General features: G+C 71.1%; 11 protein-coding genes. 9 read left to right on the forward strand and 2 right to left on the reverse strand.

Annotated features, from left to right (window positions below; all coding sequences use genetic code 11):
• Positions 1 to 129 precede the first annotated feature (129 nt).
• A complete protein-coding gene (locus tag DRV96_RS15695) occupies positions 130 to 597 on the reverse strand; it encodes a DUF4863 family protein (RefSeq protein ID WP_119292868.1) in 468 nt (155 codons plus the stop codon).
• An 88-nt stretch (positions 598 to 685) separates the two neighbouring features.
• Between DRV96_RS15695 and DRV96_RS15700 the strand changes: the two genes are divergently transcribed.
• From DRV96_RS15700 to pcaF, 6 genes are all read left to right on the forward strand, one after another.
• Positions 686 to 1,633 (forward strand): helix-turn-helix transcriptional regulator, encoded by a 948-nt coding sequence (locus tag DRV96_RS15700; protein ID WP_419187061.1) that lies wholly within the window; start codon positions 686 to 688, stop codon positions 1,631 to 1,633.
• 113 nt (positions 1,634 to 1,746) lie between these two features.
• On the forward strand, positions 1,747 to 3,405 hold the full coding sequence (boxC, locus tag DRV96_RS15705) for a 2,3-epoxybenzoyl-CoA dihydrolase (protein ID WP_119292872.1): 1,659 nt from the start codon (positions 1,747 to 1,749) through the stop codon (positions 3,403 to 3,405).
• An 86-nt stretch (positions 3,406 to 3,491) separates the two neighbouring features.
• A complete protein-coding gene (gene boxB / locus DRV96_RS15710; RefSeq protein ID WP_119292874.1) occupies positions 3,492 to 4,919 on the forward strand; it encodes a benzoyl-CoA 2,3-epoxidase subunit BoxB in 1,428 nt (475 codons plus the stop codon).
• A gap of 152 nt (positions 4,920 to 5,071) precedes the next feature.
• Entirely contained in the window at positions 5,072 to 6,352 is a 1,281-nt protein-coding gene (gene boxA, locus DRV96_RS15715) for a benzoyl-CoA 2,3-epoxidase subunit BoxA (protein WP_119292876.1), read from the forward strand.
• A 22-nt stretch (positions 6,353 to 6,374) separates the two neighbouring features.
• The gene (locus DRV96_RS15720) at positions 6,375 to 7,907 is read left to right on the forward strand and encodes a 3-hydroxyacyl-CoA dehydrogenase (protein ID WP_119292878.1); all 1,533 of its coding nucleotides are present in this window, start codon (positions 6,375 to 6,377) and stop codon (positions 7,905 to 7,907) included.
• Between the two features lie 18 nt (positions 7,908 to 7,925).
• Positions 7,926 to 9,128: a 3-oxoadipyl-CoA thiolase gene (gene pcaF, locus DRV96_RS15725; protein ID WP_119292880.1), complete on the forward strand. Its 1,203-nt coding sequence runs from the start codon at positions 7,926 to 7,928 to the stop codon at positions 9,126 to 9,128.
• Positions 9,129 to 9,140: 12 nt separating this feature from the next.
• Here the strand turns inward: pcaF and DRV96_RS15730 are convergent, their stop codons facing one another.
• The gene (locus DRV96_RS15730) at positions 9,141 to 9,743 is read right to left on the reverse strand and encodes an NAD(P)H-dependent oxidoreductase (RefSeq protein ID WP_119292911.1); all 603 of its coding nucleotides are present in this window, start codon (positions 9,741 to 9,743) and stop codon (positions 9,141 to 9,143) included.
• A 136-nt stretch (positions 9,744 to 9,879) separates the two neighbouring features.
• Here DRV96_RS15730 and DRV96_RS15735 point away from each other — a divergent pair, with 136 nt between their 5' ends.
• The 3 genes from DRV96_RS15735 to DRV96_RS15745 all read left to right on the forward strand — a co-directional run bounded on the left by DRV96_RS15735 (position 9,880) and on the right by DRV96_RS15745 (position 12,432).
• Positions 9,880 to 10,764, forward strand: coding sequence for a metal-dependent hydrolase (locus tag DRV96_RS15735; protein ID WP_119292882.1), 885 nt, complete (start codon positions 9,880 to 9,882; stop codon positions 10,762 to 10,764).
• Between the two features lie 76 nt (positions 10,765 to 10,840).
• The gene (locus DRV96_RS15740; RefSeq protein WP_119292884.1) at positions 10,841 to 11,488 is read left to right on the forward strand and encodes an iron-containing redox enzyme family protein; all 648 of its coding nucleotides are present in this window, start codon (positions 10,841 to 10,843) and stop codon (positions 11,486 to 11,488) included.
• Positions 11,485 to 12,432 carry a crotonase/enoyl-CoA hydratase family protein gene (locus tag DRV96_RS15745; protein WP_119292886.1) on the forward strand — a complete coding sequence of 316 codons (948 nt, stop codon included), beginning with the start codon at positions 11,485 to 11,487 and terminating at the stop codon, positions 12,430 to 12,432. Before DRV96_RS15740 ends, DRV96_RS15745 begins: the two co-directional genes overlap by 4 nt.
• Positions 12,433 to 12,462 lie beyond the last annotated feature (30 nt).

Genomic DNA, 12,462 nt, shown 5'->3' on the forward strand with positions numbered 1-12,462 from the left:
ATCGTCACCACCCAAGGCAAGAGCCGTGTGCGGTAGCTCCGCATGCACGGATCTGTGGAGGGGGTGCTGGGTGACTGGCATTCCTACTCCGACTCTCCTCGTGGTCGTGGGGTGCGCCGGTCAGTCCGGTCAGTCGCGCGTGAACTCGATGCGCCCCTGCGGCAGCAGGTACAGCACGAGCGCGCGACCGCCGGCCACGGTCGGGCGGTGGGCGCTGCCGGGCGGGCACACGAGCCAGCCGGCGGGGCGCCCGTCGAACGTCGCGTCGCCTTCGATCGGCATGATGAGGTCGATCTCGCCGTTCGGGTGCACGTGGTGCGGCCCGGCGATGTCGGCCATATCGACGACGTCGACCGAGAAGCCGTGCAGGTCGTCGGCGGGCTTGAAGATGCGGCCGTAGCGGATGCCGCCACCTTCGCGGTCGCACAGCCAGCCGGCGGCCACGCCGGCCTCGCAGGCGGCCTTCAGCTCGCGGTAGGTCGGGCTTTCGGCGCCGTGCTCGCGGTTGAGCCAGGCGTCGAGGTCGGCATCGAGCGCGCGGCCGGCCAGTTGGGCCGTCAGCGCGGCGATGCGGGCGCGTAACTCGGTCGGTGTCATCGTCGGGCCTGCGGTGGATCGGCATCCTTGCGATGCGTGCGCGGATGCAGTATGGTGCATATCTGAACTCTAGGACGCGAGGCGACGCGTGTCAAGCACTATATTGCATTCTGTCGGCGATGCTGCCGCCGAAGCGCCTGTGATGGCCGGCGACGCCGCGTCGCTGGCCGACGAGAAGAACCCGTTCCTGGTCGCGCTCGGCGAGCGCGTGCGCGCGCTGCGTGCGCGCCGCGGCATGACGCGCAAGCAGGTGGCGCTGGCCGCCGACGTCTCCGAGCGTCATCTGGCGAACCTCGAGTACGGCGTCGGCAACGCGTCGATCCTGATCCTGCTGCAGGTCGCGCAGGCGCTGCAGTGCTCGCTGGCCGAACTGATCGGCGACGTGACGACGTCGTCGCCCGAGTGGCTGCTGATCCGCGAACTGCTCGAGGGCCGCGACGAGGCGACGCTGCACCGCGTGCGGGTGGCCATCGGCGAGATGCTCGGCACCGGCGGCGCGGCGGTGCACAGCCCGCGTGTGGCGCTCATCGGGCTGCGCGGGGCGGGCAAGTCCACGCTCGGGCAGCGCCTGGCCGACGACCTGGGCTTCCCGTTCGTCGAACTGAGCCGCGAGATCGAGAAGTTCGCCGGCTGCAGCGTCGCCGAGATCCAGGCGCTGTACGGGCAGAACGCGTACCGCCGCTACGAGCGCCGCGCGCTCGAGGAGGCGATCCAGATCTACCCGGAGGCCGTGATCGCGACGCCCGGCGGCATCGTCTCGGATGCGGCGACGTTCAACCTGCTGCTCGCGCACTGCACGACGGTGTGGCTGCAAGCCAGCCCCGAGGACCACATGCGGCGCGTCGTCGCGCAGGGCGATCTGCGCCCGATGGCCGCGAGCCGCGAGGCGATGGACGACCTCAAGGGCATCCTCGCCGGGCGCGCCGCGTTCTACTCGAAGGCGCAGTTCCACGTCGACACGAGCGCGCAGCCGCTCGACGCGACGTTCGAGGTGCTTCGGCGCACGGTGCGCGAGGCGCTCGGCCTGCCGGTCTGAGTGAATTGGTCGGGAATGCACTAAATTGCTTTACACCGTCGATGCACGCACTATGATGCCTATCACCTGATCCCGATCCCGACCTGCACTTCGTTTCACCCGAGGAGCCGCCCGTGAGCACCATCCCCCGCGTCGATTACCAGACCGATCCCTCGCAGTACAAGCACTGGAAGCTCAAGTTCGAGGGGCCGGTGGCGACGCTGGTCGCCGACTTCGACGAGAACGGCGGCCTGCGCCCGGGCTACAAGCTCAAGCTCAACAGCTACGACCTCGGCGTCGACATCGAGCTGCACGACGCGCTCAACCGCATCCGCTTCGAGCACCCCGAGGTGCGCACGGTGGTCGTCACGAGCGCGAAGGACAAGGTGTTCTGCTCGGGCGCCAACATCTTCATGCTCGGGCTGTCGAGCCACGCGTGGAAGGTGAACTTCTGCAAGTTCACCAACGAGACACGCAACGGCATCGAAGACTCGTCGAAGCACTCGGGCCTGAAGTTCCTCGCCGCCGTCAACGGCGCGTGCGCCGGCGGCGGCTACGAGCTCGCGCTCGCGTGCGACGAGATCATCCTCGTCGACGACCGCTCGAGCGCCGTGAGCCTGCCCGAGGTGCCGCTGCTCGGCGTGCTGCCCGGCACCGGGGGGCTCACGCGCGTGACCGACAAGCGCAAGGTCCGCCACGACCTGGCCGACATCTTCTGCACGACGACCGAAGGCGTGCGCGGCCAGAAGGCCAAGGACTGGCGGCTCGTGGACGACATCGCCAAGCCCGCGCAGTTTGCGGCCAAGGTGCAGGAGCGCGCGCTCGAGCTCGCCAAGGGCAGCGACCGGCCGGCGAACGCCAAGGGCGTCGCGCTCGTGCCGCTCGCGCGCACGATCGAGGCCGACGCGCTGCGCTACCCGCACGTGACGGTCGAGATCGACCGCGCGCGGCGCACCGCGACCTGGACCGTCAAGGGACCCGCCGGCGCGCAGCCCGCCGACATCGCCGGCATCGAGGCGGCCGGTGCCGCGTGGTACCCGCTCGCGCTCGCACGCGAACTCGACGACGCGATCCTCGAGATGCGCACCAACGAGCCCGAGATCGGCACCTGGCTGATCAGGACCGACGGCGACGTCGCCGCCGTGCAGGCGATGGACGCCGTGCTGCTCAAGCACCGCGACCACTGGTTCGTGCGCGAGACGATCGGGCTGCTGCGCCGCACGTTCAGCCGCCTGGACGTCTCGAGCCGCAGCCTGTTCGCACTGATCGAGCCCGGCTCGTGCTTCGCGGGCACCCTGCTCGAGCTCGCGCTGGCGTGCGACCGCAGCTACATGCTGGCACTGCCCGACGACGCGGCGCGCGCGCCGAAGATCGCGACGGGCGAGGCGAACTTCGGCCTGTACCCGATGGCCACCGGCCAGCACCGGCTCGGCCGCCGCTTCTACGACGAGGCGCCGGCGCTCGACGCGGTGCGCGCGAAGCTCGGCCAGCCGCTCGACGCCGACGCCGCGTTCGCGCTCGGGCTGGTGACGAGTGCGCCCGACGACATCGACTGGGCCGACGAGACGCGCATCGCGATCGAGGAGCGCGTCTCGATGAGCCCCGACGCGCTGACCGGCATGGAAGCCAATCTGCGCTTCAACGGCCCCGAGACGATGCTCACGCGCATCTTCGGGCGCCTGTCGGCCTGGCAGAACTGGATCTTCCAGCGCCCGAACGCCGTCGGCGACAAGGGCGCGCTGAAGGTCTACGGCAAGGGCGACAAGGCCCAGTTCGACTGGAACCGCGTCTGACCTGAATCCTCGTTGTGCGGCGCGGGCCGGGTGGCGCGCCGCAACCGCACCCGCTCCACCGCAGTTGCACCTTCACGGAGACCCCGATGTCCGCCATCAACTACAGCGAGAAGATCCCCAACAACGTCAACCTGAGCGAAGACCGCACCCTCCAGCGCGCGCTCGAGCACTGGCAGCCCAACTACCTGAGCTGGTGGCAGGACATGGGCCCCGAGGGCTCGCAGAACTTCGACGTCTACCTGCGCACCGCCGTCAGCGTCGACCCGCAGGGCTGGGCGCAGTTCGGCTACGTGAAGATGCCCGAGTACCGCTGGGGCATCTTCCTGAACCCGGCCGAGCCCGGGCGCAAGATCCACTTCGGCGACCACAAGGGCGAGGATGCGTGGCAGGAAGTGCCCGGCGAGCACCGTGCGAACCTGCGCCGCATCATCGTCACGCAGGGCGACACCGAGCCCGCCAGCGTCGAGCAGCAGCGCCACCTGGGCCTGACCTGCCCGAGCCAGTACGACCTGCGCAACCTCTTCCAGGTCAACGTCGAGGAGGGCCGCCACCTGTGGGCGATGGTCTACCTGCTGCACAAGTACTTCGGCCGCGACGGCCGCGAGGAGGCCGAGGCGCTGCTCGAGCGCCGCTCGGGCGATGCCGACAACCCGCGCATCCTCGGCGCCTTCAACGAGAAGACGCCCGACTGGCTGTCGTTCTTCATGTTCACGTACTTCACCGACCGCGACGGCAAGTTCCAGCTGTGCGCGCTCGCCGAAAGCGGCTTCGATCCGCTCGCGCGCACGACGAAGTTCATGCTGACCGAAGAGGCGCACCACATGTTCGTCGGTGAGAGCGGCGTCTCGCGCGTGATCCAGCGCACCTGCCAGGTCATGAACGAGCTCAAGACCGACGACCCGGCCAAGCTGCGCGCCGCCGGCGTGATCGACCTGCCGACGATCCAGCGCTACCTGAACTTCCACTTCAGCGTCACGATCGACCTGTTCGGCGCCGACCAGTCGAGCAACGCCGCCACCTTCTACTCGTCGGGGCTGAAGGGCCGCTTCGAGGAAGGCAAGCGCAACGACGACCACCTGCTCAAGGGCCAGACCTACAAGGTGCTCGAAGTGAGCAACGGCATGCTCGTCGAGAAGGAGGTGCCGATGCTCAACGCGCTCAACGAGGTGCTGCGCGACGACTACATCAAGGACAGCGTCGGTGGCGTCGAGCGCTGGAACAAGGTCATCGAGAAGGCGGGCATCCCGTTCCGGCTGACGGTGCCGCACAAGGCGTTCCACCGCAACATCGGCTCGCTGGCCGGCGTCAAGGTCAGCCCCGACGGTCGCCACATCAGCGACCACGAGTGGAACCAGCACGTCGAGGAGTGGCTGCCCACCGACGAGGACCGCGCCTTCGTCGCGAGCCTGATGGGCCGCGTCGTCGAGCCGGGCAAGTTCGCGAACTGGATCGCGCCGCCGGCACTCGGCATCAACCGCCAGCCCGTCAACTTCGAGTACGTCCGCTTTAACTGAACCACCCCCGAAGCGGCTTCGCCGCTCCCCCTCGAGGGGGCCACGCCAGCGGGCCGGCAAAGCCGGACCCGCGGCGTGCGCTTGAAAGCTCGCGACGCCCGCTTCTGCGGGCGTCTGCTCAGTGAGACACTGCGCGCTGCAGGAGACATCGCATGGACATGGCCGACACCGGCGTCATCAAGCAGCACCTGATCGACCCCGAGATCTGCATCCGCTGCAACACCTGCGAGGCGACGTGCCCGGTCGGCGCGATCACGCACGACGCGCGCAACTACGTCGTCGACGCCGACAAGTGCAACTTCTGCATGGCGTGCATCCCGCCGTGCCCGACCGGCAGCATCGACAACTGGCGCACGATGCCGCGCGCGCGCGCCTACAGCGTCGCCGAGCAGTTCACGTGGGACGTGCTGCCGCCCGAGCTCAACGCCGACGAGCTCGCCGAAGCCGGTGTCGCCGCCGACGCGACGCCGGCGCTCGAGCCGGCGCCGGTGAGCCTGCCCGCGGCCGCGAGCGGCGAGGAGGCGTTCCACAGCGCGCAGTACAACGCCACCGTGCCGCCGTGGTCGGCGGCGCACCCGTACACGAACCTCTACGGCCCGAAGGCCGCCGAGAAGTCCGTCACCGCGACGGTGGTCGGCAACGTGCGCGTCACCGAAGTGGGCACCGAGTACGACACGCACCACATCGTGCTCGACTTCGGCGCGATGCCGTTCCCGGTGCTCGAGGGCCAGTCGATCGGCATCGTGCCGCCGGGCGTCGACGCCAACGGCCGCCCGCACCACGCGCGCCAGTACAGCGTCGCGAGCCCGCGCAACGGCGAGCGCCCGGGCTACAACAACGTGTCGCTGACGATCAAGCGCGTGCTCGAGGACCACCAGGGCCGCCCGGTGCGCGGTGTGGCGAGCAACTACATGTGCGACCTGCAGGTCGGCGACAAGGTGCAGGTCATCGGCCCGTTCGGCACCACGTTCCTGATGCCGAACCACCCGAAGAGCCACATCGTGATGATCTGCACCGGCACCGGCAGCGCGCCGATGCGCGCGATGACGGAGTGGCGCCGCCGGCTGCGCAAGAGCGGCAAGTTCGAGGGCGGCAAGCTGATGCTGTTCTTCGGCGCGCGCACGAAGGAGGAGCTGCCGTACTTCGGCCCGCTGCAGAACCTGCCGAAGGACTTCATCGACATCCACTTCGCGTTCTCGCGCACGCCCGGCAAGCCCAAGCGCTACGTGCAGGATGCGATGCGCGAGGCCGCCGCCGACCTCGCGCCGCTGCTCGCCGACCCCAACGCCTACTTCTACGTCTGCGGGCTCAAGGCGATGGAGGAGGGCGTCGTGCTCGCGCTGCGCGACATCGCGCGCGACGCGGGGCTGGACTGGGACGCGGTCGGTGCGGCGATGAAGCAGCACGGGCGGCTGCATCTGGAGACCTACTGATGACTCCCCGGGAGACCTGCTGATGGGCATCGACCTTCGTGGCGCACCGCTGCTGGTGGTGGGCGCCGGCATCATGGGCGCCGGCATCGCCCAGGTGGCCGCGCAGTGCGGCCACCCGGTGCGCCTGTTCGACGTGCGCGACGGCGCCGCCGCCGACGCCAGGCGCAAGCTGGCGGCCACCCTCGACGGGCTGGTCGCCAAGGGCAAGCTCGCCGCCGACGCGGCGCAGGCGGCGCTCGCGCGCATCGAGCCGGTCGCGTCGCTCGACGCCGCGGCCGACGCGAAGCTCGTCGTCGAGGCGATCGTCGAGGATCTCGAGGCCAAGCGCGCGCTGTTTCGCCAGCTCGAAGCCCTCGTCGCGCCCGACGCAGTGCTCGCGACGAACACGTCGTCGATCTCGGTGACCGCGATCGCGGGCGGCCTCGCGCACCCGGGCCGCGTCGTCGGCATGCACTTCTTCAACCCGGTGCCGCTGATGAAGCTCGTCGAGGTCGTCAGCGGCCTGCAGACCGACGCCGCGGTGGCCGACGCGGTCTTCAAGCTGGCGAAGCTGTGGGGCAAGGTGCCGGTGCACGCGACGTCGACGCCGGGCTTCATCGTCAACCGCATCGCGCGGCCGTACTACGCCGAGACGCTCGCGCTGCTGCACGAGCGCGCCGCCACGCCGCAGGTGCTCGACGCGTGCCTGCGCGTGGCGGGCTTCCGCATGGGCCCGTGCGAGCTGATGGATCTGATCGGCCACGACACCAACTTTGCCGTCACGCGCTCGGTGTACGAGGCGAACTTCTACGACAAGCGCTACGTGCCGTCGCTGGTGCAGGCCGAAATGGTCGCGGGCGGCCTGCTCGGGCGCAAGAGCGGGCGGGGCTTCTACGTGTACCCCGACGGCGCGCCGGCGCTGCCGGTGGCGGCGCACGAGGCGCCCGCCGACTTGCTCAAGGACACGCGCGAAGTCGTCGTCCACGGCGACGGGCCGATCGCCGACGCGCTCGAAGCCGCCGCGACGAAGGCGCTCGCCGCGCAGGGCTGGGGTCCGGCGCGCGAGCGCGGCAGCGGCTGGATCGGGCTGGCCGTCGACGGTGCGCGACTGATGCTGACCGACGGCCGCACCGCGGCCGAGGTGGCTGCCGCCACCGGCATCGCCGACGTCGCGCTGTTCGACCGCCCGCTCGTACTGCCTGCGCCTTCCGGCGCCGCGCTCGCGTTCAGCGTCGCCGACCGCGCGAGCGCCGGCTGGCGCGCACAGGCGGCGGCCTGGCTCGCGGCGCTGGGCTTCTCGCCGCTGCCGCTGGCCGACACGCCCGGGCTCGTCGTCGCGCGCACGGTCGCGATGCTGATCAACGAGGCCGCCGACGCCGTGCTGCAGGGCGTGTGCACGCCCGACGGCGCCGACGCGGCGATGAAGCTCGGCGTCAACTACCCCGCCGGTCCGTTCGAGTGGCTCGCCCGCTGGGACGTGCGCGGCGTCGTGGCGCTGATCGACGCGCTCGATGCGACCTACCGCGGCGAGCGCTATCGTGTGAGCCCCTGGCTGCGCCGGCGGGCCCTTGCCTGAACCCGAGACGAGACCTCCATGACCGAAGCCTTCATCTGTGACGCGCTGCGCACCCCGATCGGCCGCTACGGCGGCGCGCTGAGTAGCGTGCGCACCGACGACCTCGCCGCGATCCCGCTCAAGGCGCTGATGGCCCGCCACCCGAAGCTCGACTGGGGGGCGATCGACGACGTGATCTACGGCTGCGCGAACCAGGCCGGCGAGGACAACCGCAATGTCGCGCGCATGGCCGCGCTGCTCGCCGGCCTGCCGCAGGAGGTGCCGGGCGCGACGATCAACCGCCTGTGCGGCTCGGGGATGGACGCGGTGGGCACCGCCGCGCGCGCGATCAGGAGCGGCGAGGCGAGCCTCGTGATCGCCGGCGGCGTCGAGAGCATGAGCCGCGCGCCGTTCGTGATGCCGAAGGCCGAGACCGCGTTCAGCCGCGCCAACGCCGTCTATGACACGACGATCGGCTGGCGCTTCATCAACCCGCTGATGAAGCAGATGTACGGCGTCGACTCGATGCCCGAGACGGCCGAGAACGTCGCGCAGGAGTTCGGCATCGAGCGCGAGGCGCAGGACCGCATGGCGCTGCGCTCGCAGCTCAACGCCGTGAAGGCGCAGCAGGCGGGCTTCTTCGACGCCGAGATCACGCCGGTGACGATTCCCGCGAAGAAGGGCGAGCCGGTCGTCGTGACCAAGGACGAGCACCCGCGCGACACGAGCCTGGAAGCGCTCGCGAAGCTCAAGGGCGTCGTGCGCCCCGACGGCACCGTGACCGCTGGCAACGCCAGCGGCGTCAACGACGGCTCGTGCGCGCTGATCCTGGCCAGCGAGGCCGCTGCCGCACGCCACGGCCTCGTGCCGCGCGCGCGCGTCGTCGCGATGGCCACCGCGGGTGTGGCGCCGCGCATCATGGGCATCGGGCCGGCGCCGGCGTCGCGCAAGGTGCTCGAGAAGGCGGGGCTCGCGCTGTCGCAGATCGACGTCATCGAGCTCAACGAGGCCTTCGCGGCGCAGGGGCTGGCGGTGCTGCGCCAGCTCGGGCTGGCCGACGACGACCCGCGCGTCAACCCCAACGGCGGCGCGATCGCGCTCGGCCACCCGCTGGGCGCGAGCGGCGCACGGCTCGTGACGACGGCCGTCAACCAGCTGCACCGCATCGGCGGGCGCTACGCGCTGTGCACGATGTGCATCGGCGTCGGGCAGGGCATCGCGCTCGTCGTCGAGCGCGTCTAACCCTGCGGCCGGTCACTCGGCGCGTCGGCCCAGCCGGCGCAGGCGCTCGAGCCAGCCGCGCGCGTCGTCGGGCGACAGCGCGCCGACGCCGCCGATCAGCGTCTCGCGCACCGGCGCGATGCCGACGAAGCCGAGGATGTTGCGCTCGAGCGACTTGACGCTGTGCGCGCGGTACCAGTAGCGGTAGACCGCGGCCGGCATGCCCATCGTGACGACGACGCGCGCCGAGCGGCCGCCCAGCGCCTTCTTCGCGAACGGGTTGCTGCCTTCGCCGCCGAACGCGAAGCCCGGCCGTGCGACCTGCTCGAGGAAGCCCTTCAGCAGCGCCGGCATGTCGCCGAGCCACAGCGGGAACACGAGCACGAGGTGGTCGGCCCACCCGATCGCGGCCTGCGCGTCGGCCAGCGACGCGGGCAGCAGGCCCTGCTCCCAGTCGCGCGCGCTGCGCAGCAGCGGGAAGTCGAGCCGCGCGACGTCGACTTCGCGCACCGCGTGACCTGCGACCCGTGCGCCGTCGGCGTAGGCCGCGGCCAGCGCGTGCGCGAAATGGGGCTGCGTCGCGTCGGGATGACCCTGGATCAGCGCGATGCGGCGCGGCGAGGGCGGGGCGCTCATCGCGGCGATGTTGGGTCCGTCCAACGGCGGCGGGCTTGAGCGAGGTCAAAGCGGCCCCGACGCGGCCCGCGGGTGCCGGCCCCGATGGACAAACGCGGTCCGTGTGAGACGATTCGCTCGCGCTCGCGTCCATCCCATGAATGAACTCGTCGTCCGGCGGCTGCTGATCGACCTCGACGCGCCTCCCGCGCGGCACTGGGCCGGCGGCGACGCGTTCCGCACCGCGTTCTTCAACGCGCTGTCGATGAGCTTTCCACTCGGCGAGCAGTTCTTCATCGACGCCGTGCGCGACGGCGTCAAGGCGCTGCCGCAGCCGGCGCGCGCCCGCTTCGCCGACGAGGTGCGCGGCTTCGTCGGCCAGGAGGCCACGCACCGTCACCTGCACGCGCGCTTCAACGCGCACCTACAGCGCCAGGGCCTGCGCAACCGCTGGGAGGCGCGCATCGGCGAACGCATTCGCGCGCTGGCCGGCGCCGACGTGCGCCACCGCGTCGCGATCACGGCGGCCACCGAGCACTTCACGGCCCTCTTCGCCGACCACCTGCTCGCGCACCCGCGCTGGCTCGACGGCACTGAGCCGCGGCTGCGCACGCTGTGGCTGTGGCACTGCGCCGAGGAGTCGGAACACCGCAGCACGGCGTTCGACGTCTACGTCGCGCTCGGCGGCAACCTGCGCTGGCGGCGGCGCTGGTTCCGCGTCGTGTCGGCCTACTTCGTCACCGACCTGCTGCGCCAGACGCTGGCCAACCTCTGGCGCGACGGCACGTGGTGGTGCGCGTCGACGTGGCGCAGCGCCGCGTCGTTCCTGTTCGGGCGCGACGGGCTGGTGCGGCGCGGCTTCGGGCCGTGGCGCGGGTACCTGCGCGCCGACTTCCATCCCGGCGCGGGCGACACGGCGCTCGCGCAGCGCTGGCTGCAGCAGCTCGCACCGTCGTACACCGTCGTGGCGCCGCGCGAGGCGTCGCGCCAGACGTCAGAACTGACAGTGTCGGCGCCGCGCGCGGCCCCGCAGAATGGCTGACGTGCGTCGGCACGAATCCTGGCCACCGACGGCGCGATGCACGCCGCGGGGCCCTCACGAAGTCGTTGGAGGACCGATGAACGCCTTCTTTGGTCAGTTGGTGATGCGCACCGACGAGGCGCGGCGCGCCTTCGAGACGCACCCGAACGTGATGGACGCCGTCGCGCGTGGCATGAGTGTCGAGCGCTACCGCCAGTTCCTGCTCGAGCTGTACCACGTCGTGTGGCACTTCAACCCGGTGTGCGCCGCCGCCGCGAGCCGGCTCGACGACGGCCTGCGCGACGTGCGCTACTTCCTCTACGACCACATGCACGAGGAGCAGGGCCACGAGCAGTGGGTGCTCAACGACCTCGACGCGGTCGGCGTGCCCGAGGCGCAGGCGCGCGCGCACGCGCCGTCGCCGTGGACGCTCGGGCTCGTCGGCTACAACTACTGGGCCGCCGAGCGCCGCCACCCGGCCTCCGCCTTGGGCATGCTCTACGCGCTCGAGGTCATCGCGTCGGTCTATGGCGGGCCGTTCGCGTCGGCGATCCAGGAGTCGCTGCTGCTCGACGGCCAGCGCGGCGTGTCGTTCGTCGCCTCGCACGCGACGATGGACGCCCAGCACATGGCCGCGCTGCGCGAGGTGCTCAACGCGGTGCGCGACGAGGCGGCGCGCGAGTCGATCGTCGAGTCGACGCAGGTCAACTTCCACCACTTCACCGGGCTGGTGGGGCAGCTATGAGCCAGTCGGCTTCAGCCGGCGCGCTGCCGGCACTGCTTAGCAAGCCCTACCGCTACCTGCGGCTCGAATGGACCTCGGAGCTCGCGCTGCTGCGCGTGCGCATGAGCGTGCGTCCGATCCAGTGCTACAGCCTCGCGGGCCTGGCCGAGATGCAGAGCGTGCTCGACCAGCTGCTGGCCAACCCCGGGCTCGCGCGTCACCTCGTGTTCAGCTCCGACGTCAGCGGCGTGTTCAATTTCGGCGGCGACCTCGCGCTGTTCGTGCTGCTCGTGCGTGCGCGCGACCGCGAGTCGCTGTGCATGTACGGGCGCCGCTGCGTCGACCTCGTGTGGGGCATGGAGCGCGCCGCAGCGCACGGCCTGCACACGATCGCGCTGGTGCAGGGCGACACGCTCGGCGGGGGGCTCGAGTCGGTGCTGCCGTTCCACCACGTCATCTTCGAGCGCAGCGCGCAGGGCGGCTTCCCGGAGGTGCTGTTCAACCTGTTTCCGGGCATGGGGGCCTGGCAGTTCACGGTGCGCCGCGCCGGGATGGTCGTCGCCAACGAGATGATTCTTTCGGGGCGCCTGTACAGCGCCGACGAGCTGCAGCGCCGCGGCCTCGTCGACACCGTCGTCGACGACGGCCAGGGCGACGCGGCGGTCGATCAGGTCGTGCGCAGTGTCGAGCCGCGCTGGCGCGGCACGGTGGCGGCGCTGCGGGCGCAGCGCGACGCGATGCCGGTGACGCGCGAGTCGCTGCTGGCCACCGTCGAGCAGTGGGCCGACGCCGCGCTCGCGCTGACCGACCGCGACCTGCGGCTGATGGAGCGGCTCGCGCGCGCGCAGGCGCGCAAGGTCGGGGGGGCCGACGAGGGCGCGGTCGAGGAGATCAAGCGCATCGAGCTCGACACGGCTTGGGGCGAGGAGCGCGACATGGCGAGCGCCTGGGGCGCACTGGCCTGAGAGCCTGGCGCGCCGGCCCGCCGTCGACGG

The sequence above is a fragment of the Azohydromonas sediminis genome (assembly GCF_003574675.1).
Taxonomy (GTDB): domain Bacteria; phylum Pseudomonadota; class Gammaproteobacteria; order Burkholderiales; family Burkholderiaceae_C; genus Calidifontimicrobium; species Calidifontimicrobium sediminis.

Excerpts from the sequence above, each read along its gene's own strand:
- DRV96_RS15695 (WP_119292868.1), bottom strand. The coding sequence starts at position 597 with ATGACACCGACCGAGTTACGCGCCCGCATCGCCGCGCTGACGGCCCAA.
- boxB (WP_119292874.1), top strand. The coding sequence starts at position 3,492 with ATGTCCGCCATCAACTACAGCGAGAAGATCCCCAACAACGTCAACCTG.
- boxA (WP_119292876.1), top strand. The coding sequence starts at position 5,072 with ATGGACATGGCCGACACCGGCGTCATCAAGCAGCACCTGATCGACCCC.
- DRV96_RS15720 (WP_119292878.1), top strand. The coding sequence starts at position 6,375 with ATGGGCATCGACCTTCGTGGCGCACCGCTGCTGGTGGTGGGCGCCGGC.
- pcaF (WP_119292880.1), top strand. The coding sequence starts at position 7,926 with ATGACCGAAGCCTTCATCTGTGACGCGCTGCGCACCCCGATCGGCCGC.
- DRV96_RS15730 (WP_119292911.1), bottom strand. The coding sequence starts at position 9,743 with ATGAGCGCCCCGCCCTCGCCGCGCCGCATCGCGCTGATCCAGGGTCAT.
- DRV96_RS15735 (WP_119292882.1), top strand. The coding sequence starts at position 9,880 with ATGAATGAACTCGTCGTCCGGCGGCTGCTGATCGACCTCGACGCGCCT.
- DRV96_RS15740 (WP_119292884.1), top strand. The coding sequence starts at position 10,841 with ATGAACGCCTTCTTTGGTCAGTTGGTGATGCGCACCGACGAGGCGCGG.
- DRV96_RS15745 (WP_119292886.1), top strand. The coding sequence starts at position 11,485 with ATGAGCCAGTCGGCTTCAGCCGGCGCGCTGCCGGCACTGCTTAGCAAG.